Source organism: Pseudomonas sp. ChxA, from assembly GCF_030263855.1.
Taxonomy (GTDB): Bacteria; Pseudomonadota; Gammaproteobacteria; order Pseudomonadales; family Pseudomonadaceae; genus Aquipseudomonas; species Aquipseudomonas fluorescens_CB.
In genome coordinates, this window is the sequence record NZ_JARPMK010000001.1 from 1,250,459 (window position 1) to 1,275,521 (window position 25,063).

Here is a 25,063-nt window from a genome sequence, read left to right on the forward strand (position 1 = left end):
TTCTCGTCATACTTCTTTGTACGAACCGTGAGAAACCATCACCCGTCTACAAGGAGTCGCGCCATGTTCAGCGTAAGTCGTCGGTCTCTTCTCGCCTTTGGCGCGGCCCTGCCGGTGCTGGGCCGCCTGGACTGGGCGGTCGCCAGCCCGCCACCGGCCCCGGCGGACACGGTGCGACTCAACTACAACGAAAGCCCCTACGGCCCTTGCGCCTCCGCCCGCGAGGCGATGCAGCGTGGCATCGCCCTTTCCGGGCTGTATCCCTATGGCTACATGTACGGCTTGGCAGAACAGTTCGCCAAAGCGCAGGGGCTTGCCGAAGAACAGGTTGCTGTATTTGCCGGCTCCATGGCCGCGCTGCGCTACGCCGTGTTGGCGTTTACCAGCCAGACCCGTGGTCTGGTGATGGCCACGCCGTCCTATGAAGTGCCACGCCAGGCTGCCGAAGCGTGGCAGGCACCAGTACACGAAGTGAGCCTTAATGCCGAGCATGCCCATGACGTGCCGGCCATGCTTGCCGCCGACCCTCAGGCGGGCATGCTGTACCTGTGCAACCCCAACAACCCGACCGGCACGCTGACGCCCACCGAAGCAATCCGCCAGGCGCTGGCAAACAAACCCAAAGGCTGCGTACTGGTGGTGGACGAGGCCTACATCGACTTCTGCGATGCACAAAGCTGCGTGAGCTGGGTCAAGGACCACGACGATTTGCTGGTGCTGCGCACCTTCTCGAAAATCTACGGCATGGCCGGCGCGCGCCTGGGCCTGGCGATCGGTCACCCGACGTTGCTGGAGCGGCTGGCGGTGTTTGGTGGCGACAATGTGCCGGCGGCGTCCACGTTGCTCGGTGCTCGGGCGAGCCTGCAGGACCTCAAGCTGGTGCCGCAACGCAAGGCGCTCAATGCCCAATTGCGAGACGAAACCGTGGCTTGGCTCAAGGCGCGGGGTTTTACCTGCACAGCGTCGCAAAGCAACTGCTTCATGATTAACGTGAAGCAACCGGCAGAACAGGTTATCGAGAAGCTGGCGGCACAGGGCGTATTGGTCGGGCGGGTATGGAAGGATTGGCCGCAGTGGGTGCGGGTGACGGTGGGCAATAAACAGGAGATGGCGCGGTTTCGCGAGGTGTTCGCGAGTCTTTAAAGCAACACATAACCCAGGTGGGAGCTGGCAAGCCAGCTCCCACCTTTTGAGTACTGAATTACTGCTGCGCGATGCTGTACCCATCAAACGCCGTCTGCTGCTGCAGTGCAGTAATCACACTCTTGCGGCTCAACGGCTGCTCGGCGCCGGCGTTATCCACAAAGCTCTCGGTTTCAAGCTCAGCCTCATCACCTTCACCCACAAAGTTGAAGCCCAAAAACTCGAACGCCTCGCGGTCGACGTTGAGCTTGGAGCGCGGGGTGCGCAGCGGCAGGGTGACGCTGATGCCATCCTTGCTGATCACAAACACTTCGGCTTCTTTCTTGGCCCGTGCAGCCTTGCCCTTGCCGGCGCTCGGGTTGCTGATGGCCTGGTGAGACTGGTTCAGCACTTTGAGGGCCAGGCCGTAGACCAGCTCCTGGAACTCAGGGTCGTCCTTGAAACTGGAGAGGATGCGGCTGATCGAGAATTTACTGCTCAGGTCTTCGAGGGCGATGTTGTCGGCCGCTTCGGCATCCTTGAGTTGCTTGAGCTGGCCCATCAGGTCGTAGGCCTTGTCGTCGTCGAAAGCGTCATGGGCCTGGCGGATGGCCACGCGCAGTTCGCGGATCTGGTCGCTTTCCTTGGAGGTGTGGAACGCGTCCAGCACCATCTCGCTGATGATCTTGGCCGCAGGCACATGCTGTGAAAGATTGATGGCGTTTTCGTACTCGGCCTTCGAGTGCAGGGCGGCTACGGATTCTTCGGCGGCGTGTTCGGTGTAAGAATCAGACATTGAAATTTCACTACTTCAGTAAGCGGGAACAAAAAAACGTCGCGCATTTTCGGCGGCCACGCAGGTCAGGTCAAGGCAGCACACTGCCCTTATCGCGGCGCAATGCGCTCAGCGCCCGCTGCAAGCGCACGGCCCGCCCGCAGAACAGACCAACGGTAAACCCCGACACAGCGCCTACGGCCAGCAACATCTCAGGCGTGCTCAACAGCAGCGGGTGCACGGCCTGCTGATAGCCGAAGTAGTACTTCACCGCAAAGAACAGCTGCGAGATCAGCAGGGTTTTCCAGGTGCCCGCCAGCACCAGTGTTTCGCCATTGGCATCGAGCCGGGCGCCGTCGGCGTTGAACAGCAACATCCCCAACAGGCTGCCCGCCAGCGCACCCGCAACCCAGGCGCCGCTCGACAGGATCGAGGGCGCCAGCGACATCAGCGACCACACCACCAGCACCACCGGCAAAATCATCAATGAGCGGCGATTCTCACGCCCGCCCAGGCAGGCCTTGATGCCGTAATAACAAATCCACAGGTAGATGGCGTACACCCACAGGGGCGTGCCTTGGAGGATATCGAGCATGGGTGCTTCCTTGCGGGGTTTGGTGGCGCTGATAGTCGTTGAGCCTTCATCGTTTTGTCCATCGATTTGGCGCTGACCCACATCAACACCCGCCAGCGCAAAAACCGTTACAACACAAAGGCCTGATGAACCCATAAAAACAACCGCTGGCCTGCGCCGAGGGGACGACTCCACGCCAGGTTATTAAAGGATTAATGCGATGGCCTTTTCCCTTTCCCGCCTGGCCTTGCTGGGGGCGACGCTGTGTCTTGCGCTACCTCTGCACGCCGCCCCAACCCAAATCGAACAGGGTAAATACGTTGCCCAACTGGGCGACTGCATCGCCTGCCATACCGCCAAGCAAGGCCAGGTGATGGCCGGCGGGCTGGAGCTGAGCACGCCGATGGGCACGATCTATTCGAGCAATATCACGCCGGACCGCGACACTGGTATCGGTAATTACAGCTTCGAGCAGTTCGACAAGGTGATGCGTGAAGGCGTGACGCCGGCGGGCATGAACCTATATCCGGCCATGCCGTATCCGTCTTACGCGAAGATGAGCGCAGAGGACATGCGCGCCCTGTACGCCTACCTGATGCAAGGCGTGGAGCCGGTGCAACAGGCCAACCTTAAGGCGGACATGGGCTTCCCGTTCAATCAGCGCTGGGGCCTGGCGCTGTGGAATTTTGCCTTTCTCGACAAGCAACCGTTCCAACCTGACCCGCAACGTAGCGCGGTGCTCAACCGTGGTGCCTATCTGGTCCAGGGCCTGGGGCACTGCGGCTCGTGCCACACGCCACGGGGCATCGCCTTCCAGGAAAAAGCCATGAGCGATGCGGGCCGCAGCGGCCGGCATTACCTGGCCGGTGAAACCGTCGAGCACTGGCGCGCCCTGAGCCTGCGCAACCTGTGGACGGTGCCAGACACCGTGCAACTGCTCAAGACCGGGCAGAACCGCTTTGCCACGGTCGCCGGCAACATGGCCGATGTGATCCACCACAGCACCCAGCATTTCAGCGATGACGACCTTACGGCCATCGCCAGTTACCTCAAGTCCCTGCCGCCGGGCAAAGACGACCTGCCAATGCCATCGGTCGCCCATGCCCCTGCCGCACCGCCAGCCGACCTGTTCACCAGCCGTGGCGGCCTGGGCTATATGCAGTTTTGCAGTGATTGCCACCGCAGTGACGGCGCGGGCGTAAAAGGCCTGTTTCCACCCTTGGCCGGTAACCCGAGCATTGCCTCGAACAACCCGACTTCGCTGTTGCATATCACCCTGACCGGCTGGGAAACCGTGCAAACCGCTGCCCACCCGAGGGTCTACACCATGCCCGGTTTCAGCCGGCTGGCCGATCAGGAAATCGCCGAGATCCTGACCTTTGTACGTACCCGTTGGGGCAACGCAGGCACGCCCATCAGCGCCGCGCAGGTGAAGACACTGCGCGACCAGCTCAACCCTGCCACCACCGATTCGTCGGCCTTCGAAACCCCAAGGCTGGCGGATTTGCTCGCCGCACCGAACGCCGACCAGGTTGTTCGCGGCATGCGCCTGCACCTGCAAACCAAGGCGCTGCTGCCGGATAACGTCGGCAATTCGCTCAACTGCACCAGTTGCCATCTCAACGCCGGCACCGTGGCCGACGGTTCGCCCTTTGTGGGCGTGTCGGCGTTCTTCCCCAGCTACGCGCCGCGTGCGGGCAAGGTGGTCACGCTGGAGGAGCGCATCAATGGCTGTTTCCGCCGTTCCATGAACGGCAAGCCACTGGCGCCGCAGTCGGCGGATATGCAGGCGATGGTCGCGTATTTTGACTGGATGAAAAACAACACCCGCCCTGCAGATAAAGTCGCCGGGCGCGGCGTGGGCAAGATCGACCCGGCGATCAAGCCGGACCTGGACAACGGCAAGCAGGTGTATGCCAAGCAATGCGCGGTGTGCCATGGCGATAACGGCCAAGGCCTGGCGCGTGCCGACGGCGAGCTGGTGTACCCGCCACTGTGGGGCGAGCAGTCGTTCAATATCGGCGCTGGTATGGCGCGGCCTTACACCGCGGCGGCGTTTGTGAAGCGCAACATGCCGATCGGCTTCCACGAGAAATTCCCGTTGGGGCAGGGCGGCTTGTCGGACCAGGAAGCGGTGGACGTGGCGGCATACTTCTCTAGCCAACCGCGCCCGGATTTCCCGGACAAGGTCAAAGACTGGCCCAACGGCGGCAAGCCCCTGGATGCGCGCTATTAAGCCAGCTGCTTAAGGCAGGCCTCGAGTATATCCAGGCCTTGCTCCAGCACCGCAGGCTCAGTGGTCAGCGGTGCCAGCAGGCGGATGATATGCCGCGATTTGCCGCTGGGCATCAGCAGCAAGCCGGCATCGCGCGCCAGGCTGAGCAGTTGGGTCAATTGCTGGGGCGCGGGCGTGCCGTCGGCATGGGCCAGCTCGATGCCGCGCATGGCACCCACGCCGGTCAGGCGGCCCAGATAGGGCGACAGCTGCTGCTCGCGCCAGGCGGTATAACGGCGGACGATGGCGGCCTCTTGTTGTGAACCCCAGGTTTTCAATTGCGCGTCGGTCATCGCATCCAATGTTGCCAACGCCGCTGCGCAGGCAATTGGGTTGCCGGAGTAGGTGCCACCCAGGCCGCCTTTGGGCAAGTTGTCGAGCAGCGCCTTGCGCCCGACCACCGCGCCCAATGGCACGCCCCCGGCGATGCTTTTGCCGAGCAGGATCAGATCCGGTTCAATGCCCAGGCGCGAGAAGGCAAAACGCTGGCCGGTACGCCCGAAGCCGGACTGGATTTCATCGGCAATCAGCAGGATGTTTTTATCATCACAGAAGCGGCGCAGGGCCTGGGCGAACTCGATGTCCAGGGCCAGAAAGCCGCCTTCGCCCTGCACCGGTTCGATGATGAAACAGGCCACATCGTTTACGTCGATTTCCACACTGAACAGGCGGTCCATGGCCTTCAGGGCTTCGGCGCAGGTCACGCCGTTATCGGCGCTGGGGTAGGGCAGGTGATACACCGGGCCAGGCAGCACACCGACCTTTTGCTTGTACGGCGCTACCTTGCCATTGAGGTTAAGCGTGGCCAGGGTGCGGCCGTGGAAGGCGCCGTCAAAGGCGATCACTGCCGTGCGGCCGGTGGCGCCGCGCACGATCTTCAAGGCGTTTTCCGCCGCTTCCGCGCCGCTGTTGGTGAGCATGCCGCTCACCGCGTACTCCACCGGGATAAACGCACAAAGGCGATCCATCAGCTCGATGTAGGGCGCGTGCGGCGCGGCGTTGAAGGCATAGTGGGTAAGCCGCGTGGCTTGTTCGCGAATCGCTTCCACCACGCCCGGGTGACAGTGCCCGAGGTTGAGCACGCCAATCCCACCGACAAAATCGATATAGCGCTTGCCCGTGGTGTCCCACACCTCGGCATTTTTACCGTGGCTGAGGCTGATGGGGTGAACGATGGAAATCGACTGGCTGATGCTTTCGCGGCTCATGAATCGGGGACTCGGCAATGGCGGGCGTGTATTTATCTAAGCCGCGCGCCCGGCCTTGCCGCAAACGAAATAAAGTCGCCGGGTCATTCCAAATCGGAAGGAGCTGTTGCCTAAAGGTCGTTTGTGGCCACGCTGCAAACCTGACAATACTGCCGGACAACCTCAGAAACCGGCGCGGGCAGTGCGGCGCCGAATAATAAAAGATACACAGGGAGTGCCTCGCATGAACCACCTTAAAACTATCCTCGCCGCCACGGCCGTTGCGCTTGCCGGCAGCGCCCACGCGGGTGTGACCCTGGACGCGATCCAGAAAAAAGGTTTTATCCAGTGCGGCGTCAGTGACGGCCTGCCGGGCTTCGGCGTGCCCGACAGCCAGGGCAAGATGACCGGCCTCGATGTAGACGTGTGTCACGCCGTCGCCGCCGCCGTGTTTGGTGATGCGTCAAAAGTGAAGTTCACCCAGTTGACCGCCAAGGAGCGATTCACCGCGCTGCAATCGGGCGAAATCGATCTGATTTCGCGCAACACCACCTGGACCAGCTCGCGCGATTCCGGCATGGGCCTGGTGTTTACCGGCGTGACCTATTACGACGGCATCGGCTTTCTGGTCAACAACAAGCTGGGCGTGACCGCCGCCAAGCAACTCGATGGCGCGACCGTCTGCATCCAGGCCGGCACCACGACCGAACTCAACGTTTCCGATTATTTTCGCACCCACGGCCTGAAGTACACGCCGATCACCTTCGACACCGCCGATGAGAGCGCCAAGGGCCTGGAAGCTGGGCGTTGCGACGTACTCACCACCGACCAATCAGGCCTGTATGCCCAGCGCATCAAGATGGCCCACCCGGATGAGTTCCTGGTGCTGCCCGAGGTGATCTCCAAAGAGCCGTTGGGGCCGCTGGTGCGCAAGGGCGACGATGAGTGGTTCAGCATCGTCAAGTGGACCCTGTTTGCCATGCTCAATGCTGAAGAAATGGGCATCACCTCGCAGAACGTCGAAGAACAGGCCAAGACCACCCAAAACCCGGACGTTGCACGCTTGCTCGGTGCAGACGGCGATTACGGCAAAGACCTGAAGTTGCGCAAGGATTGGGTGGTGCAGATCGTCAAGCAAGTGGGCAACTACGACGAAGTGTTCGAACGCAATATCGGGCAAGGCAGCGTGCTGAAGATCAAGCGCGGGCTCAATGCGTTGTGGAGCAATGGCGGCATCCAGTACGCACCGCCGGTGCGTTGACTGAGCGCTGCCTTAGTGGGAGCTGGCTTGTCTGAGATGCAGACACCTCGGTGTATCAGGTAAACCGAGTGGGTGCCATCGCAGCGGTGCGACGATTCGACAAGCCAGCTCCCACAGTTGACCGAGTATGGCTCTGCTTTTGCTTTTGCTGTTGCTCCGGCCCTTACATCCTTTTCGATGACGAAGTCAGCGGTCTTTTGATCTGCGCTTTTGACCTTGATCTGAAATCGCCCCGTCAAACACGATGGCCGCAATTCGACAGGGATTTGGGGGGTAAACCGGCAGGGATGCCGGTTTAGCCGCGCTGGGCCAAGGATGGCCCATCGCGGCGGCCCCCCAAATCACTGGCGGATTGCGGGCATGCCGAGCCTAAGCGAGGCACCGAGTGTTGGGGCGAAGACTTTTTGGTTACTTTTGTGTCTTTACAAAAGTGACCCGCTGTAAGAGCGGAACCATAGGCCGCCGTTACCTAAATAACGGATATACACACCAACACCAACACCAACACCAGCACCAAAAGCCCGCCATCGCAGGCAAGCCAGCTCCCACATCATTCCGAGGCCACATCCTTGCCCGCCGCCTTGGACCGATACAGCGCTTGATCGGCACGTGCCATCAGGGCGGCGGGCGTTTCGCCCATCCGCCGCTCCACTACGCCCAGGCTCAGGGTGACTTTGAAGTCGCCCACGGCGGGCATCTCGGCGATGGCCTGACGGATACGTTCGGCCATTTGCCTGGCGATGTCCAAGGTGCTTTTGGGCAGGACCACCATAAACTCATCGCCGCCCCAGCGTGCGAGCAAGTCGCCTTGGCGCATACAGACTTGCAGGCTGTCTACCACGCTCACCAGGGTCTGGTCGCCGACGCCATGACCATGTTTGTCGTTGATCGGCTTGAAGTCATCGATATCCATGGCCACCAAGGCCAGTGGTACACGGAAGCGCTCGGCACGGTCGCACTCCTCCAGCAGCACCTTTTCCAGGCGATAACGATTAGCGATGCGCGTCAAGGCGTCCTGTTCGGCCAGGGAACGGTTTTCGTCCAACTGCAATTGCAGTTGCTGATTGACCCGTGACAATTCAAGGGTGCGTTCGGCCACCAACGCTTCCAGCGACTGGTTGCGCTGTTGCAGCTGTTCGATGGAAATTTTGCGTGTATGGATATCGTGGTGCGCGCCGACCATGCGCGCCACCGAATTGTCGGGGTTACGGGCAATGACGTAGCCACGGTCTTCTATCCACAGGTAAGTGCCATCAGCCTTGCGGCAACGATACTCGGCCTGGTAATGGGGCGCGCGTTGGCTGATGTAGTCATCAAAAACGGCCATGACGCGTGGATAATCTTCGGGGTGGATCACGTTCTCCCAGGTGAACACGCTGTTCTCCAGGGAGTGGCGGGGGTAGCCAAGCATCATGTACCAGCCGGGGCTGCGGTACACGAAACCGGTGTTGGCATTCCAGTCCCAGATGCCGTCGCTGACCAGTTCCATCACCGTATGCAACATGTCGGCGTTGAGTTCGGAAAAGTTATTGAGCTGCGGTTTATTGCCGGATGTATCGTTCATCTGTGCGCTTCCCTGCCGATGCTGGCTCCTACGGCCAGTCTTCATTGACGCCGGTACACCGTGGCTGAGGTTACTCTACATTGCGGCTTGCACGCTTTGAATAGGCTGGATGTGCTGCTTTAGTGGTGTGGCGATAGGCCATTAACCGGCAGCCGTAGAGATATACATCGTGCTCGCCTGGCTCGGTCTTTCACACCGTGGCGGGCCTTGCTTGCCTGTTCGGTACCAGGCGTACTTCGACATGTTGACCCAATGCCCTTGCCGCACTGGCCAGGGTGGACAGCGTCATGCCCGCGTCGTTTTGGTCCAGCGCTCGATCGACGGCGGTACGGCTGGTATGCATACGTTCTGCCAGCGCTTTCTTGCTGACCTTCTGCACCTTCATCGCCTCTGCCAACTGCCAGGCAATAACACGCTTCAACGCCCCAGCAGAGACTTCTTCTATGAGCCCATCATCGCTGAGAAAATCATCAAAGTTGGAGCCGATATGCTTATTCATGGAATGTTCCTCAGAGCAACCGCCATTCACGCACGGGCTCGTTGCCAGCCTCGGTTCGGTAAAATGCGACGTGCAACACGAGAGGTAGGTCGTTCACCGAGTGCACCAAAATAGGTTCATTGCGCAATCGGCGATTGAGAAGTGTTTTCGCGAAGATTGCTCAGAGCCTGGCACTTATTTTGTGAGTTGCTGAGGTTGAATGGTTTCAAAAAAAAATCAGTAAAAATATAGAGTTATGAGTTTTCTGAAAGGTGGGTACGAGAATGGTTTGCCGTACGTAAGAAAACTTACTCAGGAGCCACCATGCGCGTTCGCGGCTTGCCATCCGCATTGTGCTGGTAAATCCCTTCCGGCTGGCCCTGCGCATTGAAAAACACTTGGCCGATGCCCGCCGAATTCCACAGCCGTTCACCCGCCTCGGCATGCTCCGGAATATGCGGTACTACCTGCATGGTGCGTCGGCGCGTGAAGCCGTTGAGGGGCGAGCGCGGTGAGTAGAGCCAGCGGTTGAGGCGGTCGAACCACTCCAGCAAGCGTGCCGGGAATTGGTTCTTGATGCCGCTGCTGGTGATCTGCCAGATTTTGGGGCCGGCGCTGCGGTGGCGAATCAGCACCTCATAGACGAACGAGTAATGCACATCGCCCGACAGGATCACGTAGTTACCGGGTGTGCGCGAGTGGCGGAAGATGTTGAGGATCACCTGGGCGGCGCCGCGATGGGCCATCCAGTTTTCGGCGTCTACCAGCAGTGGGTAGCCACACCAACTGAAGACTTTCTGCACCGTCTCGATCAGCTTGACGCCGAAGATCGGCGCGGGCGAGACGATGATGGCCGAGGGGTGGTCCAGCAGGGCCTGCTGCAGTTCGCTCAAAGCTTCCCAGTCCAGCAGGCCGGAAGGTTGCTTGAGCGCAAACTCACTGCGCCAGCGCCTTGTGCGAGTGTCGAGCACTACCAGCGCGGGCGTGGTGGGCAGTACGTAATGCCAGTGCTGAAATTTCAGCAGGGTTTGCAGTAGTTCATCGTGGGCACTGGCGTGCAAGTGGTTGTCTTGAACGTGCGTGGTCAGCGTCTGGGTGTGTTCCAACAGTTTGCCAAACACATCCGGCTGGTTGCCCCAGCCCTGGCACAGCATATAAGCGAGCAGGGCATTGCCGATGATGCGGTTGGAGAATGGATGGCCGTAGGCGGTGGCTTCCCATTGGGCGCTGAGGTTCCAGTCGTCGGTGATGTCGTGATCGTCAAAGATCATCAGCGTCGACAGGTGCGCGAAAACCCGCGCAACGCCGGGCAGGCCGTCACGGAACCGATCGACCTGCACTTGCTCGTGGTCATAGCGCAGTTGTTCCGGCGCGCTTAATGACGGCAGCAGTGGCGCGATCAGGGTCCAGGGTGTGGGCGACCACACCAACAGGTACATCGCCAGTACTTCGGCAAAGGTCACCAGGTGGTTGTCGGCGGTGCTGCTTGTAAAGATCGGTTTTTTCACACCGCCGAAAAACCGTTCGCGCAGGGTCTCATTGCTGTCCAGTGCGGGCAGCAGATCCGCGCGGTGGTAATAGCTGGCGCGATGCCCGTAGAGGCTGGCGCTGTCATCCACCACGGCGCCTTCCAGGTATTCGTCGAACAACCCTAGACGTGCGATCAGCGCATGAATCGCCCGCAGCATGGGCCCGGCCACATCGTCGGCGTAGACTTGGTCACCGCTCATCATTAACAGCGCCGGGCGTTCGGCCGGTGTGCACGCGTCAGCCAGCAGGCGGTCGATGCACAGCAAACCGTCATCGGCGTGGTGATGGGGTTTGCGGCAGGAACCATGCACCAACTGGTGAATGCGGCTGTGCAATACGAAATTTGCAAATGGGGCATCGAGATACAGCAGGTGCGGCGCCCATTGCGCGATGCCACAGCCGTCGACCAGCAGGTCGTAGTCGATGCTCACGTCCAGCGGCAGGGCTTCACTCAGGGTAACGTCGATCAGGTGGATAAAGGCGTGGCGCCCAACGGGCACGACTTGGCACTGCTGGGTGTCCAGATCGATCGTCAGCGTCTGGCCTTGAGGCGCTTGCAGCTTTAAGCACAATGGCAGGACACGGCTGCCCACCAGCCAGATCACCAGGCGCTGGGGTTCCAGGCGCCTGAGCAGTGGGCCGGCAATGACGGCGGGCAGTGTGTCGGATGGCGGCATGAAGCAAGCAGCTCATACAAGGTAGGACTTAAAAGGGTAACGCAGAGGATGTCAGCGTTTTGTTAAAGGCGTGCCGCAGATACCTTGCAGCCGATTACCCTTGTTGTGTTAGAGCAGATGGCCTTGTCCCAGGGATTCCAGGGACGTTCGATAAGGCTTGGGCTTGGGCGGTGCGTTTTGCATCATGGGGTTACTGTCAGGACGTGAGGGCTTTTCAGCGGACTGGATGGCTATTTCAGCCATTTGGTTGGCCAGTTGGAAAGCTATGTTGTACTGAAAGCCGGGGAGCATGTGGACGATATTCATGGGAAAAACCTCTTGCTCAATTGGAGGGATGTTCTCGCATCAATACTCCCTTTGACTGCGCACCCACTCAGTGGCGCTGGCCGGGTTAACGTTCCCGGCCATGGGTTTCTGCATGTTTAATATCCGTAGGACTGAATGCGTTTCAGACAGACTTGGGTACCGTAAACCTGAACTCACTGCCACGCCCCAACTCACTCTCAGCCTCAATCCGCCCGCCGTGGGCCTGCACGATTCCTTGGGTGATATACAGCCCCAATCCGCTGCCGGTGGGGTTGTTTTCGGTCTGGGTCCAGTAGCGATCAAACACATGGGGCAATTGCTCAGGCGCAATGCCCTCGCCGGAGTCACGCACCGAAAACACGATGTCTTCGCCATTGCTCATGGCGCTGATGCCGATATTGCCCTGGCGCGGCGTGAACTTGATGGCATTGCCGATCAGGTTCGACAGCACCTGGAACAAGCGCTCCGGGTCGGCATGGATCAGCAGGCCGGGCTCGGCGTTGAACGACAAGTCGATGCCTTTCTCCATCGCCAACGGTGCGAGCAGCGAATAGGCCTCTTCGAACATCTGGCTAACGTCCAGAGACACCGGTTTGACCACATAACGCCCGGCCTCGATTTTCGAGGTGTCGAGCAGGTCTTCCAGCAGCACATTCATACGCCCGGCGGCCTGTTGCATAGTGTCGATGGCCGAGGAAATGCGCCGCGAGGTATGTGGGCCGTCGGAGCTGAAGGCTTTCTGCATCATGCCGCAGAGCATCGAGATAACTGTCATCGGGTTGCGCAGGTCGTGGGACACCACCGCCACCAGCTCATCACGCGCACGCACGGCTTGCTGTTCGCGCAGCACTTGGCGGGCCAGGTCATTTTCCAGGGCAGAGCGGCGCAGGTCGTTGGCGGCAAACCGGTCGCCGTGGCTCCACTTGGTGGAGATGCCGGCCATCTCGACTTTCCAGATTTCAAACGAGGTGCGTGGGCGCAGGCGCAAACCGGCGTCGGAGCTTTCCAGGTTCAGCGGTTTGTTCGGGTCGCCGCTCCAGTTGATGTTCTCTTTGACTTCCGGGCGAAACCACAACACGCCGTTATCCACAGGCTTAGGCAGGCTCATGGCCAGAACACCGCTGGCCACTGGCTGGAACTCGGCGGCAGGCGGGTACACCGATGTCAGGTTATGGCTGGAAAACACCGGCTCGCCGCTTTCTTGCAGCCACTTATGCAGCGCACGAATCTGCGCAGGCTCGGGGCAATTGCCGTAACGGTGCAGTTGTTTGTCTTCGATGATTGCCACGCCGCCCGACAGGGTCAGGTCCATCAGCACTTGCGGCTGCTGGGCCAGGCCATCGAAGACGTTTTGCTCCGAGGCTTTCATCGCCCGGTCGAGCAGTGCCAGGGCTTCGACTTTCTCTTCGCGCTGACGGCTCAAGTCCAGGGCTTCCATGGCGCTGATCTGCAGCGACAACACCTGGCCGATGGTCTGGCAGGCAACACGCAGGTCGTTGGGCACCAGCAAGGGCTCGCGGTTGCCGCAACTGATCAAGCCCCATAGCTTGTCGCCGGCCATCAACGAGATGCTCATGGACGACAGCACGCCCATGTTCTGCATGTATTGGCAGTGAATCGGCGACACGCTGCGCAAGGTGGCAAAGCTCAAGTCCAGCGGCTGGTCAGTACCCGGACGCAGCTTGGGTAGCAGCGGCACCGGCTCGTAGGCAGCGTTCGGGATGATGCGCAGCCAGTTGGTGCGGTACAGCTCGCGGGCCTGTTCGGGAATGTCGGACGCGGGGAAGAACAATCCGTTGAACAGCTCCATGGACGGCGCCGACGCTTCGGCAATCACCTGGCCGTGGCCTTCTTCTTCGAAGCGATAGATCAGCACCCGGTCGTAACCGGTCATGGCCTGGATCTCAGTCACGCTGATTTCGTACAGCGCCTGCAGGGTTTTCGCCGACTGCAAGCGTTGCAACATCTTGCCCAGGTCACTGGTGCGACCATTCAGGGCGCGAGGTTTGAAATCTTCAAGGCGCGGTTCGAACTCCAGCACCAGCACGTTCTGATGGCGATGCAGCAGGCCTTCATATGGCGCGCCATTGAGCGTGACATGCAGCGCCGGCGCGTCGAGAAACGCGTTGTTTTGAGCGATTGCTTGCACGGCTTGGGCAGGCTCAGCGCCAATTAACTGATGCAACGGCTGGCCCAACAGGGCTTCGGGTGCGTGGCCGAACAAGCTGGCCACGTTGGCGCTGACCTGAGTGATGTGCAGCTCAGGCTCCGACAACGTCAACAGCACACCGTGGGGCTGGATCGCGCCCGGAAAGCGAATGGGTTCGTCGGCACAGTTGGCAAGCAGTTCTTCGAAATCTTCGGTTTTCATAGCAGTACCTCCTGGCTGGCGAGCCATAGCTCAAAGCCACTGAATGTAGAACGGGCCGCATCGACCGCGCGCTGTTTTGCGTCAGCATCCAGCGGCAGGCGGCCCAGGTAATCGAGAAAGTCCTTCCAGCGTCGACCGGTATCGGCGCCGTATACATCCAGGAACGCTGCGCCGTTGTCAGCGTGTATGCCCAGGCGCCGGGCCATTTCCCGGCGCAGTACTTGGCCGCCCAGGGTGGCGCCTTCCAGTACATACAGGGCACCGAGGCAGGCGGCGGGGGTGTCGAAGTTCGGGTGTTGGGTGCAGCGGGGCAGGGCGTTGATGGCGTAATCATTCAAGCCAATGGCGCGCAAGTCGCCCAGCAGCGTGGGTGTTTTCACACGCAGTACGGAGTCATATCCGTCGGGGATCAAGCCACTGTCGTACAGCGCCGCTTCCATCGGCGCATAAAACCCGTAGTACGCCTGGAGCAAGCGCCGATACCAGCCAGCATCCAACTCATCGGAAAAAAACGGCAGGCGCTTTTCCAACGCCACATGCAGCAAAACCGTGCCTGTGCGCAACGCTTCCAGCAATGAGGGCGCACTAACGTCATGGGCCTGTGAATGCATTCAATAAGCTCGAACTGTGGGCCTTAAGGCCATGAATGACGCGTGAAATGGGCGACGATTCTACACAACTCATTGCCGTCAACTGTACGCACAAGGCGAAAAGACTGACCGGCGGATCAGAAAAGTCGCTCCTTGCGTAATGAATGACCACAAGGCACTGCAGCAAGTTCGGTTTAAGTGATGTCGCGGCGCTATTAGTGCATGGAAGCGCCTTGCTGGGTCAGTGCCGTTTGTACGCACTCAACCAAGTGTTCCGCACTCCAGGGCTTGGGTAAAAACCGCACCGAGCCGCCGAGTTGCGCCGCCAGCTTGGTATTGCCAGAAGTGAGCACAACCGGCACCGACGGCCAGCGATGCGCGACCACCTTGCTCAAGTCATAGCCATTGAGTAACCCCGGCATCTGGATATCACTGACGATCAGGTCTACCGGGTCATCGCCACGTTCCAGGTAAATCATGCCTTCATCCGCCGAAGGAAACGACGTCACATGTGCGCCGAAGTCCTCCAATACATCCACCATTAACGCACGAATGATTTCGTCGTCTTCCAATACCAAAATCGATGGCTGAGCCATGATCCTTACTCCTCCATCAGGGTTCAGTAGGGTGGAGTGGGCGCTGATTGAATAGGTTCGATTGGATGTTTTTTAAACGATGGGTGGTCGTTTTAGAGCGGTTGCGCGGGGTTGCCCGCAGCGGCACGCCCAATCGGATACAGGCATAATTGCCGCATCGTTGCCCGCTGTGGAGCCCTGCATGAAGTACGCCTTACTGACCCTCGCCCTGATCCTCAACACCGCCCCGGCCTTGGCGGCCGGCGATGCCGAGGCGGGCGGCAAACTGTTCAGCAAGACCTGCGGCGGCTGCCACAGCATCGGTGAAGGCGCACGCGGCGGCTTCGGGCCTGAGCTGAACGGCATCATCGGTCGACCTGCCGGCACCACCACGGACTATCAGTATTCCGACGCGATGAAAAACTCCGGCGTGGTCTGGACCCGCGACAAACTCGCGGCCTATATCGAGGCGCCGAAGAAGGTGGTGAGCGGTACGCGCATGATCTTCTGGGGTATCAGCGACCCGGAAAAGATCGAAAACATCCTGGCCTACCTGGAAACCTTCCAGCCCAAGTAATCATTCGCGCACGTTCCTGAACAGCATCAACCGCGCACTTTCATGCAGCCCACGGGTCAGCCCCTGCAGGCGCTGAAACTCTTCGGGATGCTGCTCGGCCACATCTTCGCGCGGTGTTTGCGACGCCAGGTCATGCAAGGTCGGTGAGCCGCCGTCGTGCTGCATCTGCAACAGGAAGTGCTGGGTCACGCCGCCGATAATCGGGAAGGTGCCTTCGTGCAGCACCAGTGGCACCACACGTTCGCCTTCCGGTGCCGGCTGCTGGATATCGCGGCCCATCGCGCCGTTGCGAAACGGCACACCCGCCATGCCAGCCACGGTCGGCAGCAAGTCCGCCAACCCCACGGCCTCCTCAATAACGCGTGGCTCAAGCCCCGGCGCGTGGATCAGCAGCGGCACGTTGTTGCTTTCCAGGCCCAGTTGCTCGAAGGCAGGCGCCATGTGCGGGATCTGGCTGATGCGCGTGTTGTGGTCGCCAAAGAACACAAAAATGCTGTTGTCGTACCAGCCACCGGCCTTGGCGATGTCCATCAGGCGGCCGATGTTGTAATCCAGCAGGCGCACCGCGTTGTATTGCTCGACACTGCGTGAGCCGGCGGCCTGGGCTTGTTCCAGCGTTACGTTGTTTAACTGAAAACCGTCGTTTTGTTTTGGAATGGTGAACGGCCGATGGTTGCCGGAAGTTTGCAGGTAGGCAAAGAACGGCTGGCCTTTGGGCGCGGCGCGCAATAACTGGTCGCCTTCCTTGAACAGGTCCAGGTCAGAGATGCCCCACACGTCCACCCGGGGCGAGCGCCAGTGGCTTTCGTCAAACAGTTGCACGCCGTCGATGCTCTGGCGGATCAGTGCGTTGATATTCGCCCAGCCGGCGTTGCCGCCGATCATGTAGAACTTCTGGTAACCCTCGAAGGCGTTGATCAACGTGTGTTGCCGCGTGATCAACGGGTTGCGCGTGGCGGTCTCCTGGCGGGTCACGTCGGGCACGCCGGTGATGCTCGCCCACACGGTTTTGGCGGTGCCGGTGACGGGCACATAGAAGTGTTTGAAGAACCAGCTTTGTGTCGCCAGCTTGTCCAGGTTCGGCGTGGGGTTCAGTGGGTTGCCATAGGCGCCGACCGCGCTGGTGCCCAAGGACTCGAGCATAACGAAGACCACGTTGGGCGGGCGTTCGCCTGCCAGTTTGTAGGGCTGCACACCTTGTTCACGGCTGAAATTCAGCTGTTGCGCGTCAGGCCGCTCAACGCCCAGGTACTCGGCCACTTGCGGGTAATGCCTGCGCACCTGGGCTTCATCGAATTGTGACTGGCCAACCTTGAGCGTGTCGTACAAAAACAGCACAGGATTCAGGCCTACGGCGGCGACCTGGCTGTTGCCGGAGAAGAACGCATCGCTCCAGCGCAGCGGCACCGGGTTTTCCAGGTTGAGATTTGCCACGCGGCCCAGCAGGGCCAGCAGCACCATGACTACACCGATCACGGACAACGACGTCACTGTAAGTTTGCCGATGGTTTTTGGCTCACGATCCAGGGTCAATCGCTCCAGGCACACCAGCGCCCACACCCACACAGCCACTGCCGCCAACCAACAGGCAGTTATCCACAGCACCGGGTAGGTTTCCCACACCATCTGTTGAGAAATCTGCGCGTCTTGCAGGTAGCGCAGCACCGTCGCGTTGATGCGTACGCCGAGGTAGGCATAGTGGCCGAAGTCGATGATGTAGATGAGGCCAACCACGGCCAGTGCAATCAGCAGATAGCCGCGTGCCAGCCAACGCAGGGCGGGCAGGGTGATGAGGTTCCAGCGCGGCAGCCAGGCGAGCACGGCCACGGGTAGCAGGAGCAACACCGCCAGGCGCAGGTCGAAACGCAAGCCGATGCCGAGGGTTTCCAGCAAGCCCTCGGTGTTTAAATCCAGGCCGGAAAAACTGATTAAAAACACCAGCCGCAACGCCGCCAGCAACACAAACACCAACCCGATCGCGCCCACGCCGTAGCGCAGGCGGCGTGATTGCAACGCAGTCATCGTTAACCTTCCCCATTTCAAAAAAACGACGCAGACCCACTGTGGGAGCTGGCTTGCCTGCGATAGCGGTGTGTCAGTGGCTGATGTACTGCCTGAGGCGGCGCATTCGCAGACAAGCCAGCTCCCACAGTTTGAGTTGCATTAACCCGGCGACTGCGCAGTAACCCATCAACAGCGGGTCGACCAGGTAATCCCAATAGTTCTCCGACGCCTTGAGCCGCAGCGCAAATGCCAACGTGCCCACTGCAAGCATCCACACGGCCAACCTGTTGCGCAGCGCCAACATCAACAGTGCCAGCGCACCTACCAATACAATCATTGGCCGAGGGTTAAACCCCCAACGGTATGGATCGAAATACGTCAGCCCCATCGCCGCCGGGTATAGCACCAGGCACAGCCCGCCAAACAGCACCAACAGTTGCACTTGATGTGCCCGGGCAAGCGGTTGCACCAGCCCCAACCGGCACACCGCCACCCACGCCAACAACACCAAGGTGCTGATCGCCAGGTCATCGGTAAAACTGCGCACATACGCCGCCAACGGCAGTTCATTCACCGGGATAAAACTCAACGCCACCAACACCGGCAACAACCATGGCCGCCAGGGCGCGGTAAACCGCAACGTGCTGAGCAGCACAAACCCCAGCAATACAAAACTCAAATGGGCTTGCCACAACGCCATCATCACAAGCGCTCCGCCAGCCAGGCTTCGTTGAAGCTGACATGTTTGATAAAGGTGTTATTCCACGAGTAGACCAAGTGGTACATGCCGTCCGGGCTGCGGCTGAAATACGGGTACTCATACTCAAAATCGCAGCCACGGGGTTTGCACACGCGGTAATCCAGGTTGCTCAGAAAGCGCTGTTCCAGCGGCAGGCGCTTGGCACCGCTGGAGGCGCGGAAGCCTTCGCCGATGATTTCTTTATAAGCTTCGGGAGAGAACGGTTGGCCGAGCGGGTCCGGCGACTCATCCAATTGCACCACCGTGCGCCATTGCGTCATTTGCGCGTCGGTGCCGTAGAGGCTGAGCTTGAAGCGGCCGTCTTGCAGGTCGTTGAGGGCGACGAGTAGGCCATCGTCTTCAGTCCCTACGGCCGCCAGTGATGAATTGGGGTTGGCCGGTTCCAGCGGGAACGGCTCGCTCCAGGTTTGCCCGGCATCCTCGGTTCGGCTGGCGAGCACGCGGTGATGGGTTTCACCGGCGTAACGCAACATCGCCACGGCACGCTGGCCGTCCTGCGCCACGATGGTTGGCTGCAGCGAATGTTTGCCACGGCTGATGCGGAATTTGTCGATCACCGCACCGTCGGCACTCAAGTACAGGTACTCGGCAAATTTGCCCATGAACTCGTGATACACCGGCAGGCCAATCGAACCATCGGCATGGAACACGGGCGCGGCGCGCACCAAGGTGCTGATATTGAAAAACGGCGACGTCACCAATTGCCGAGGCGCCGACCAGTTCGCGCCGAGGTCATCGGAGACCATCACGTTGATCGCACTAGTGGCCCAGCCACCGACTGACACCGACACGTAAAACATCCACAGGCGTTTATCCGGGCCCAGGGCAATTACCGGGTTGCCCAGCTTGCGAATGTAACGCTGGGTGCCGTCGCGGGTGCTTTCCCGCGTGGCCAACACCTGTTCGCCGCCCCATTCGCCACTGCGTGCATCAAACCGCGCCGTGCGCACTTGCACATCGGCGGCGCCTTCGCGGCTACCTGCAAACCACACGGCCATCAAGTCGCCGCCGGGCAGGGCGGTAACGGAGGAGGAGTGTACAAAGTCGGTGAGCTGTGAGGACACAAAGCGGCTGGTGTATTGCGGAGCTGCCGCCACCTTCGCAGGGTTCGGGTTCGCCTGGGCAAACGGCGCCAGTACGTGGGGCGGATGGCTCAGCCAGGCGGCGATAAAGACGCCTAGCAGGCTGAAGATCAGTAAGGCGCAGCGCATAGGGAACCTGTGAGAAGAAAGGATGACGGCGCACGTTCACCCGGCAGGCGCTTCCTGCGGCCGGTGAGCATGCATAACGACAGGTGGTCCCGTACCTGCCGGCACAGTGCAAAACCAACCTTAGTGCAACCTTAGTTGGCAACGAGCCGTAACATCTTTGCCGGAATAGCCCTGCGTAGAACCGGCATGATTCCGCCGTTTCCCACAGAGATTCTGCTATGCGCCTACTCCTCGTCGAAGATGACCGCGCCCTCGGCCAAGGCATTCGCGTGGCATTGGGCGCCGAAGGCTACACCCTGGATTGGCTGCAAGATGGCCTCAGCGCCTTGCACGCCCTGCGCACCGAAAGCTTCGACCTGCTGCTGCTCGACCTCGGCCTGCCGCGCCTCGATGGTCTCGACCTGTTGCAGCAACTGCGCGCCGGGCAGCATGACCTGCCGGTGCTGATCCTCACCGCCCGCGATGGCACCGCCGAACGCATCGCCGGCCTGGATGCCGGCGCCGACGACTACCTGATCAAACCCTTCGACGTCGAGGAACTTAAAGCCCGCGTGCGTGCCCTGCTGCGCCGCAGCCAGGGCCGCGCCCAACCGATGCTCGAACACGCCGGCGTCAGCCTTGATCCGGCCACCCAGCAAGTGCGCTACCAGGGCGATGAGATCATCGTCACCCCTATGGAATACCAACTGCTGCACCAACTGATGGTGCGCCCCGGTAAAGTTGTGACCCGCGAGCGGCTGTCTCGCGCCCTGTATGGCTGGCAGGACCGGGTGGAAAGCAATACGTTGGAGGTGTTGATCCATAACCTGCGCAAGAAGTTATCCACAGAGCTGATCCGCACTGTGCGCGGCGTGGGCTATGTGCTGGCGCTCAAACCATGAGTTCGGTACGCGCACGCATCATTATTCCGGTGCTGGTATTGATCCTGCTCGGCGACGCCCTGATCAGTTGGCTGGTGCTGCGCGACAGCCACCACGAAATCGAAGAAGTCTACGACGCCCAGCTCGCCCAGAGTGCCCGCCTGCTGCAAGGCGTACTGCGCCAGCGCGATCCTGGCGACGCAGACTGGGGCCGCCTGTATGAGGCGTTCGACCAAGCCATGAGCCGCGTGGGCGAGGAGGGCGTGGCCCATCCCTACGAGACGCGCCTGACCTTCCAGGTCTGGCGCAGCGACGGGCAACTGCTCATGCGTTCTGCCGAAGCACCTGTCCTCACAGCACCGCCCACTACACTCGGCGCCCATGACCTGATGGACAACGGTAACGAGTGGTGCGCCTTCCTTCTCGCCGACCCGCAACAAGGCCTGCTGATTTGGGTGGGCGAGCGCGACGACATTCGCCAGAGTGTGATCGAGCGTATCGTGCGCCACACCCTCTGGCCTAGCGTGATTGGCGTGCCACTGCTGACCGTGCTGATCTGGCTGGCCATCGGCTGGGGGCTGACGCCCTTGCGCACCATGGCCCGCAAGCTGCGCGGGCGTAACACCAACGCCTTGCAACCGCTGCACGTGAACCCACTGCCGAGCGAGCTGGAGCCGATGCAAACCGCACTCAACCGGCTGCTGGTGCAGATGGACGACCTGCTGGAACGCGAACGCCGCTTCATCGCCGACGCCGCCCATGAACTGCGCACGCCGTTGGCGATTCTGCGCATTCACGCGCAAAACGCGCAAAACGCTGCGACCGAAGAACAACGGCGTGAAGCCCTGGACTTTTTGGTCAACGGCGTAGACCGCGCCACGCGTATTGGCAGCCAACTGCTGACCATGGCCCGCATCGAGCCACAACTGAGCAACCCCGTGCACAAGCCCGTGCAACTGACGGAACTGGTGCGCGAAGAACTCGCCGAACTTACGCCATTGGCTATGGAAAAAGGCGTGGAGCTGGTGCTGGAAGGCGATGAAGAATGTTGGGTGCAAACCGAGCCGGTGGCGTTGGCGATTGCGTTGCAAAACCTGGTGACCAATGCGCTTAACTTTTCGCCGGTGGGTGGCGAGGTACGGGTGGTGATCGGCGTTAATGGTTTGCGCGTGGAGGACCAAGGGCCGGGGATTGATGAGGCGCAGATGGGGCGCTTGTTTGAGCGGTTTTACAGCCGGGATAACGCCAATGGCGCCGGGTTGGGGTTGGCGATTGTGGAGATGATTGTGGGGAAGATTGGCAGTACGTTGAGCCTGCGAAATTTGGAGCAGGGCGGCTTGTGCGCGCAACTGAGCTTCACGGCTTGCGTGGAAGCACCTGCGGAAATACCACACCGTTGAACGTGTGGGTGCAGCAGTCACAACTGGGCTTCATCTGTTCGGGCGTCAATTTAGGGTTAACCTTTTGCAGCAGGCCTGCCTCGTCGACCCACAAGCCGCTGTAATAGCTGGACTCACCTATTCGCACGTATTCGTCTTTGTCATTTTCATGCAGCGCAACCATCCAGAACACGGGCTCTGGGCGATCCAGGCGGGCGTTGGCTTCACTGAACACTTTGTCCCATGGCTGACCGACTTTGGCTAAGAGAAACCGAAATAGTGGCGTGTAATCGAAGCCGTGTCGTTGATGGCTATGCATTGAGCCGCGGGTGCACAGTGAATTCTTTGCGCTTTTGGTGTGGCGCTCATAGCGATAAGCGAAACAGCCGCCGTGGTGCACACCCTGGGTCCGGGTGTTGACTGAGCGGTAGAGGAGGGGCTTTTTCTCTGAAAGTGGAAGCCTACGCATGAAATTCGGACTCTTTGAATGATTAGCGCAGAATGGCCATTACGCGTCGCATGCTAAATATAGCGACGCATTTTTTGGAAAGACCATTGAGGTAAGTTTTTCGATGCCTTCGATTTGCAGAGGAGTAAGCAGGTAGTCATAGACACATTCGTGTTCATTTTCCCAACCCATGATGGGTAACAAATCGGCAGCGTTCAGGCTGAGTGGAATTTCAGTCGAAATAGTGTCGCTTCCCGTCGGGACTACGTAGATAAGGTGTTTCATGGGTCTATCCTTCTCTTGTCGTTTGCGTCTTTAGTTCGTTCACCTGTTATAGGGTCGAACTCTCCCAGGTGTTTACCTCGCTTGTTGTACATCTCTACCTTGCCCCGTTCGAAGTCCCATTCGTAGATGTAGCCATGTGGCTCTTTCCACCGAGGCCTAAGCTTGCCTCCTCCCTGGACTCCGGATTTGGAGGGAGCACGTACAGCATCTGGAAAGGCGGTTAAAAACTTTGGACTCGGGTGATACTTGTGATCCCCAGCCCGAACACTCACCACCACATAGAGCGGCCGAACCCCCGACTCCACCGGGAACACCAGAATAAAATCCCGATACTCTGGTGGATAAATCGGGTTTACCAGAATCTGCGCCGCCTTCTCCGTCGGCGGATAAATCCAGATCACCGGCGCTTGCGGCGCAGCCTCCAACGCCGGGATCCCCAGCGTGTCACCCGGATCAACCGCAGGCGTCCAGATCAGCTCCACGCCCTCACCCAAATCCGCCACAAACTGATCGCCACGGCTTTGGAACTGCACCACATCAATCATCTGCCAATCGGGGTTGTTGCCCGTGTAAAACCCATATCCCTTGAGTGTGCCGTCCTCACGCTGCTCGACATGCAAACGCATCTGCGACCGCGCCCGTTGCAGCGAGCGTAATTGCTCCTCGCTGTAGAGCGCGCTATCGCCCAACTCAGATGGCCATAACAACGCGACCAACCCACTCAACAGCCCACCGGCGACAGTGCCAACCGCAGTCGCTGCCGACTCCACTGCCGCCGATCGCAACGCCAATTGCCCCAAGCCGACAGGCAGGGCACTGCCGCTGATCTTGCGCAAGGCAACCGCGCCACGGCTGTCTACCTCGTGGCCACCCAACAGGCTGAAATGGCCGTAGTCCTTGATCAACTCCAGCGGTACGTAGCCGGTGGGGTCGTTGTAGCGAATGATGCCGTTGGGCAGTTGGCAGGGTTTTGTGAAGACGCAGCCTGGCGGTTTGGCGGGTGTTGGCGCTGGGGCGGGAGGCGGCTCAAATAAATCAATCGGCGGTGAATAGGGCACGCGCTTCGGCTGCGGCGTCAGGATCCGCCGTTTGAGTTGTTCTTCTTCGGTGATGGGGTACGCGCGTTCTGACATGACTGGCTCACTTCCTTGTGTGGGAGTGAGCCTATGGGGTGGGAGCAGTGGCTGATGTCGGCTTCGTTCGATGGTTGGTGTGGGAAAAGGAGACTGGCGTTTGGTTAGCCATGACTGTTTCGATTATTGCGATTTTCGTTTGTTTCGTTTAGCTTTGGCTCAACCGAATTGCGTAACACCGGAGCTGCATCATGATCACCAATCAACTCCCCAAAACGATCCTGCCGCTGGAAAAGGAAGTCGAAGCCGCCGTGCAAGGCCAGCGAGAGCTGGCATCTTTGCTTTCGACCAAATTTGAAACCCAGCGCATCGACATCTTCGACAAAGAAGACAAACCCCACACACTTGTACTCCCGACCTCAGCCCTGCGCCTGCTGGTCGATATCCTGGGCGAATTGGCTATCGGTAATGCCGTCAAGGTTGTACCGGTGCATGCCGAATTGACCTCGCAGGAGGCTGCCGACCTGCTCAACGTTTCGCGCCCGCACCTGGTCAAGATGCTGGAGGAAGGCGCCATTCCTTTTACAAAAACGGGCCGGCATCGGCGAATCCGGTTTTCGGATCTGATGGCGTTCAAGCAGCGCCGTGACGAAGAAAGCCAAGAGGCAATGGAAGCGCTGGCGCAACAAGCTCAGGTGTTGGGAATGGGGTATGACGGATGAGGTGTTCGCCGTTTACTGCGGTATACGATGCGTGTGTTCTCTACCCGGCGGCACTCCGGGATTTGCTGATGTGGCTTGGTTTGTCGGGACTGTACGGGGTGATGTTGTAGTTTCGAATGCTCGGGCCTATTTGTTGGGCATCACTCTGGTTGGCTTACTTATCTTCTGCCTCCTCGAAAGAACGGGGCCGCTTCGCAGCCCAACGCAGGACAAGCCTGCTCGCCACAACAGCCCACCTACCACAGACTTCGTTTTAACCGGTTGTGTAGATACCTATGGTCATCGCAGGCAAGCCAGCTCCCACATCGGTCGGTGTACATCTGTTGAAGCAGCGTTAGCAATAAAAAAGACCTTGGGACGCCAGGGTCTTTTTTTTCCTGCAGAATCCAGATCAAACGTGTGCGATGTTTGTGTACGGCAGCGAGGCGAAGTCGATCATGTACCTTACCGTGAGTGGTG

At 59.8% G+C, this 25,063-nt stretch carries 23 protein-coding genes and 1 pseudogene; 8 read left to right on the top strand and 16 right to left on the bottom strand.

Features of this window, described 5'->3' with window-relative positions; genetic code table 11:
* Positions 1 to 63 precede the first annotated feature (63 nt).
* Entirely contained in the window at positions 64 to 1,143 is a 1,080-nt protein-coding gene (ptaA, locus tag P5706_RS05525; protein WP_285678719.1) for a pyoverdine biosynthesis transaminase PtaA, read from the top strand.
* 58 nt (positions 1,144 to 1,201) lie between these two features.
* Here the strand turns inward: ptaA and P5706_RS05530 are convergent, their stop codons facing one another.
* Together P5706_RS05530 and P5706_RS05535 are read right to left on the bottom strand one after the other, a co-directional pair.
* A complete protein-coding gene (locus P5706_RS05530) occupies positions 1,202 to 1,918 on the bottom strand; it encodes a hypothetical protein (protein ID WP_285678720.1) in 717 nt (238 codons plus the stop codon).
* A 70-nt stretch (positions 1,919 to 1,988) separates the two neighbouring features.
* Positions 1,989 to 2,492, bottom strand: a complete 504-nt coding sequence (locus P5706_RS05535; protein ID WP_285678721.1) for a DUF6622 family protein — start codon at positions 2,490 to 2,492, stop codon at positions 1,989 to 1,991.
* 199 nt (positions 2,493 to 2,691) lie between these two features.
* On the opposite strand from P5706_RS05535, the gene P5706_RS05540 reads away from it, so the two are divergent.
* Positions 2,692 to 4,707 carry a c-type cytochrome gene (locus tag P5706_RS05540; protein WP_285678722.1) on the top strand — a complete coding sequence of 672 codons (2,016 nt, stop codon included), beginning with the start codon at positions 2,692 to 2,694 and terminating at the stop codon, positions 4,705 to 4,707.
* Here P5706_RS05540 and P5706_RS05545 read toward each other — a convergent pair.
* The gene (locus P5706_RS05545) at positions 4,704 to 5,954 is read right to left on the bottom strand and encodes a 2-aminoadipate transaminase (protein WP_200432565.1); all 1,251 of its coding nucleotides are present in this window, start codon (positions 5,952 to 5,954) and stop codon (positions 4,704 to 4,706) included. The two genes, P5706_RS05540 and P5706_RS05545, sit on opposite strands and share 4 nt — an antisense overlap.
* A gap of 223 nt (positions 5,955 to 6,177) precedes the next feature.
* Here P5706_RS05545 and P5706_RS05550 point away from each other — a divergent pair, with 223 nt between their 5' ends.
* Positions 6,178 to 7,194 carry an amino acid ABC transporter substrate-binding protein gene (locus P5706_RS05550; RefSeq protein WP_200432566.1) on the top strand — a complete coding sequence of 339 codons (1,017 nt, stop codon included), beginning with the start codon at positions 6,178 to 6,180 and terminating at the stop codon, positions 7,192 to 7,194.
* A 550-nt stretch (positions 7,195 to 7,744) separates the two neighbouring features.
* Here the strand turns inward: P5706_RS05550 and P5706_RS05555 are convergent.
* The 7 genes from P5706_RS05555 to P5706_RS05585 form a co-directional block, all read right to left on the bottom strand.
* Entirely contained in the window at positions 7,745 to 8,758 is a 1,014-nt protein-coding gene (locus P5706_RS05555; RefSeq protein ID WP_285678723.1) for a sensor domain-containing diguanylate cyclase, read from the bottom strand.
* A 190-nt stretch (positions 8,759 to 8,948) separates the two neighbouring features.
* On the bottom strand, positions 8,949 to 9,257 hold the full coding sequence (locus P5706_RS05560) for a helix-turn-helix domain-containing protein (RefSeq protein ID WP_200434340.1): 309 nt from the start codon (positions 9,255 to 9,257) through the stop codon (positions 8,949 to 8,951).
* 287 nt (positions 9,258 to 9,544) lie between these two features.
* A complete protein-coding gene (locus P5706_RS05565; RefSeq protein WP_285678724.1) occupies positions 9,545 to 11,443 on the bottom strand; it encodes an alkaline phosphatase D family protein in 1,899 nt (632 codons plus the stop codon).
* Positions 11,444 to 11,551: 108 nt separating this feature from the next.
* Entirely contained in the window at positions 11,552 to 11,749 is a 198-nt protein-coding gene (locus P5706_RS05570) for a hypothetical protein (RefSeq protein ID WP_285678725.1), read from the bottom strand.
* A gap of 142 nt (positions 11,750 to 11,891) precedes the next feature.
* Entirely contained in the window at positions 11,892 to 14,120 is a 2,229-nt protein-coding gene (locus P5706_RS05575) for an ATP-binding protein (RefSeq protein WP_285678726.1), read from the bottom strand.
* On the bottom strand, positions 14,117 to 14,731 hold the full coding sequence (locus P5706_RS05580; protein ID WP_285678727.1) for a biliverdin-producing heme oxygenase: 615 nt from the start codon (positions 14,729 to 14,731) through the stop codon (positions 14,117 to 14,119). The genes P5706_RS05575 and P5706_RS05580 overlap by 4 nt, the downstream gene beginning before the upstream one ends.
* Before the next feature lie 194 nt (positions 14,732 to 14,925).
* Positions 14,926 to 15,306, bottom strand: coding sequence for a response regulator (locus tag P5706_RS05585; protein WP_017135414.1), 381 nt, complete (start codon positions 15,304 to 15,306; stop codon positions 14,926 to 14,928).
* Positions 15,307 to 15,487: 181 nt separating this feature from the next.
* Here P5706_RS05585 and P5706_RS05590 point away from each other — a divergent pair, with 181 nt between their 5' ends.
* Positions 15,488 to 15,862, top strand: coding sequence for a c-type cytochrome (locus tag P5706_RS05590; RefSeq protein WP_056858301.1), 375 nt, complete (start codon positions 15,488 to 15,490; stop codon positions 15,860 to 15,862).
* Here the strand turns inward: P5706_RS05590 and P5706_RS05595 are convergent, their stop codons facing one another.
* The 3 genes from P5706_RS05595 to P5706_RS05605 all read right to left on the bottom strand — a co-directional run bounded on the left by P5706_RS05595 (position 15,863) and on the right by P5706_RS05605 (position 19,837).
* On the bottom strand, positions 15,863 to 17,884 hold the full coding sequence (locus P5706_RS05595; protein WP_285678728.1) for an LTA synthase family protein: 2,022 nt from the start codon (positions 17,882 to 17,884) through the stop codon (positions 15,863 to 15,865).
* Positions 17,885 to 17,957: 73 nt separating this feature from the next.
* The gene (locus P5706_RS05600) at positions 17,958 to 18,569 is read right to left on the bottom strand and encodes a hypothetical protein (protein WP_285678729.1); all 612 of its coding nucleotides are present in this window, start codon (positions 18,567 to 18,569) and stop codon (positions 17,958 to 17,960) included.
* Positions 18,569 to 19,837: a sialidase family protein gene (locus P5706_RS05605; RefSeq protein ID WP_285678730.1), complete on the bottom strand. Its 1,269-nt coding sequence runs from the start codon at positions 19,835 to 19,837 to the stop codon at positions 18,569 to 18,571. Before P5706_RS05605 ends, P5706_RS05600 begins: the two co-directional genes overlap by 1 nt.
* A gap of 218 nt (positions 19,838 to 20,055) precedes the next feature.
* On the opposite strand from P5706_RS05605, the gene P5706_RS05610 reads away from it, so the two are divergent.
* Together P5706_RS05610 and P5706_RS05615 are read left to right on the top strand one after the other, a co-directional pair.
* Positions 20,056 to 20,718: a response regulator gene (locus P5706_RS05610; RefSeq protein WP_017135419.1), complete on the top strand. Its 663-nt coding sequence runs from the start codon at positions 20,056 to 20,058 to the stop codon at positions 20,716 to 20,718.
* On the top strand, positions 20,715 to 22,097 hold the full coding sequence (locus tag P5706_RS05615; RefSeq protein ID WP_285678731.1) for an ATP-binding protein: 1,383 nt from the start codon (positions 20,715 to 20,717) through the stop codon (positions 22,095 to 22,097). Before P5706_RS05610 ends, P5706_RS05615 begins: the two co-directional genes overlap by 4 nt.
* On the opposite strand, the gene P5706_RS05620 is transcribed toward P5706_RS05615, so the two are convergent.
* From P5706_RS05620 to P5706_RS05630, 3 genes are read right to left on the bottom strand one after another with little or no spacing between them, the layout of a single operon-like run.
* Positions 22,054 to 22,545, bottom strand: coding sequence for a hypothetical protein (locus tag P5706_RS05620; RefSeq protein WP_285678732.1), 492 nt, complete (start codon positions 22,543 to 22,545; stop codon positions 22,054 to 22,056). The two genes, P5706_RS05615 and P5706_RS05620, sit on opposite strands and share 44 nt — an antisense overlap.
* Before the next feature lie 39 nt (positions 22,546 to 22,584).
* Positions 22,585 to 22,809, bottom strand: a complete 225-nt coding sequence (locus P5706_RS05625) for a hypothetical protein (RefSeq protein ID WP_285678733.1) — start codon at positions 22,807 to 22,809, stop codon at positions 22,585 to 22,587.
* On the bottom strand, positions 22,806 to 23,942 hold the full coding sequence (locus P5706_RS05630) for an S-type pyocin domain-containing protein (protein WP_285678734.1): 1,137 nt from the start codon (positions 23,940 to 23,942) through the stop codon (positions 22,806 to 22,808). Before P5706_RS05630 ends, P5706_RS05625 begins: the two co-directional genes overlap by 4 nt.
* 191 nt (positions 23,943 to 24,133) lie before the next feature.
* Between P5706_RS05630 and P5706_RS05635 the strand changes: the two genes are divergently transcribed.
* Together P5706_RS05635 and P5706_RS05640 are read left to right on the top strand one after the other, a co-directional pair.
* Complete coding sequence (locus tag P5706_RS05635) at positions 24,134 to 24,604, top strand: helix-turn-helix domain-containing protein (protein WP_285678735.1); 471 nt, start codon at positions 24,134 to 24,136, stop codon at positions 24,602 to 24,604.
* Positions 24,601 to 24,699: pseudogene (locus P5706_RS05640) on the top strand (PIN domain-containing protein); the annotation flags it as partial. The gene P5706_RS05635 and the pseudogene P5706_RS05640, both read left to right, overlap by 4 nt.
* Positions 24,700 to 25,063 lie beyond the last annotated feature (364 nt).

Excerpts from the sequence above, each read along its gene's own strand:
- ptaA (WP_285678719.1), top strand. The coding sequence starts at position 64 with ATGTTCAGCGTAAGTCGTCGGTCTCTTCTCGCCTTTGGCGCGGCCCTG.
- P5706_RS05530 (WP_285678720.1), bottom strand. The coding sequence starts at position 1,918 with ATGTCTGATTCTTACACCGAACACGCCGCCGAAGAATCCGTAGCCGCC.
- P5706_RS05535 (WP_285678721.1), bottom strand. The coding sequence starts at position 2,492 with ATGCTCGATATCCTCCAAGGCACGCCCCTGTGGGTGTACGCCATCTAC.
- P5706_RS05540 (WP_285678722.1), top strand. The coding sequence starts at position 2,692 with ATGGCCTTTTCCCTTTCCCGCCTGGCCTTGCTGGGGGCGACGCTGTGT.
- P5706_RS05545 (WP_200432565.1), bottom strand. The coding sequence starts at position 5,954 with ATGAGCCGCGAAAGCATCAGCCAGTCGATTTCCATCGTTCACCCCATC.
- P5706_RS05550 (WP_200432566.1), top strand. The coding sequence starts at position 6,178 with ATGAACCACCTTAAAACTATCCTCGCCGCCACGGCCGTTGCGCTTGCC.
- P5706_RS05555 (WP_285678723.1), bottom strand. The coding sequence starts at position 8,758 with ATGAACGATACATCCGGCAATAAACCGCAGCTCAATAACTTTTCCGAA.
- P5706_RS05560 (WP_200434340.1), bottom strand. The coding sequence starts at position 9,257 with ATGAATAAGCATATCGGCTCCAACTTTGATGATTTTCTCAGCGATGAT.
- P5706_RS05565 (WP_285678724.1), bottom strand. The coding sequence starts at position 11,443 with ATGCCGCCATCCGACACACTGCCCGCCGTCATTGCCGGCCCACTGCTC.
- P5706_RS05570 (WP_285678725.1), bottom strand. The coding sequence starts at position 11,749 with ATGAATATCGTCCACATGCTCCCCGGCTTTCAGTACAACATAGCTTTC.
- P5706_RS05575 (WP_285678726.1), bottom strand. The coding sequence starts at position 14,120 with ATGAAAACCGAAGATTTCGAAGAACTGCTTGCCAACTGTGCCGACGAA.
- P5706_RS05580 (WP_285678727.1), bottom strand. The coding sequence starts at position 14,731 with ATGCATTCACAGGCCCATGACGTTAGTGCGCCCTCATTGCTGGAAGCG.
- P5706_RS05585 (WP_017135414.1), bottom strand. The coding sequence starts at position 15,306 with ATGGCTCAGCCATCGATTTTGGTATTGGAAGACGACGAAATCATTCGT.
- P5706_RS05590 (WP_056858301.1), top strand. The coding sequence starts at position 15,488 with ATGAAGTACGCCTTACTGACCCTCGCCCTGATCCTCAACACCGCCCCG.
- P5706_RS05595 (WP_285678728.1), bottom strand. The coding sequence starts at position 17,884 with ATGACTGCGTTGCAATCACGCCGCCTGCGCTACGGCGTGGGCGCGATC.
- P5706_RS05600 (WP_285678729.1), bottom strand. The coding sequence starts at position 18,569 with ATGATGGCGTTGTGGCAAGCCCATTTGAGTTTTGTATTGCTGGGGTTT.
- P5706_RS05605 (WP_285678730.1), bottom strand. The coding sequence starts at position 19,837 with ATGCGCTGCGCCTTACTGATCTTCAGCCTGCTAGGCGTCTTTATCGCC.
- P5706_RS05610 (WP_017135419.1), top strand. The coding sequence starts at position 20,056 with ATGCGCCTACTCCTCGTCGAAGATGACCGCGCCCTCGGCCAAGGCATT.
- P5706_RS05615 (WP_285678731.1), top strand. The coding sequence starts at position 20,715 with ATGAGTTCGGTACGCGCACGCATCATTATTCCGGTGCTGGTATTGATC.
- P5706_RS05620 (WP_285678732.1), bottom strand. The coding sequence starts at position 22,545 with ATGCGTAGGCTTCCACTTTCAGAGAAAAAGCCCCTCCTCTACCGCTCA.
- P5706_RS05625 (WP_285678733.1), bottom strand. The coding sequence starts at position 22,809 with ATGAAACACCTTATCTACGTAGTCCCGACGGGAAGCGACACTATTTCG.
- P5706_RS05630 (WP_285678734.1), bottom strand. The coding sequence starts at position 23,942 with ATGTCAGAACGCGCGTACCCCATCACCGAAGAAGAACAACTCAAACGG.
- P5706_RS05635 (WP_285678735.1), top strand. The coding sequence starts at position 24,134 with ATGATCACCAATCAACTCCCCAAAACGATCCTGCCGCTGGAAAAGGAA.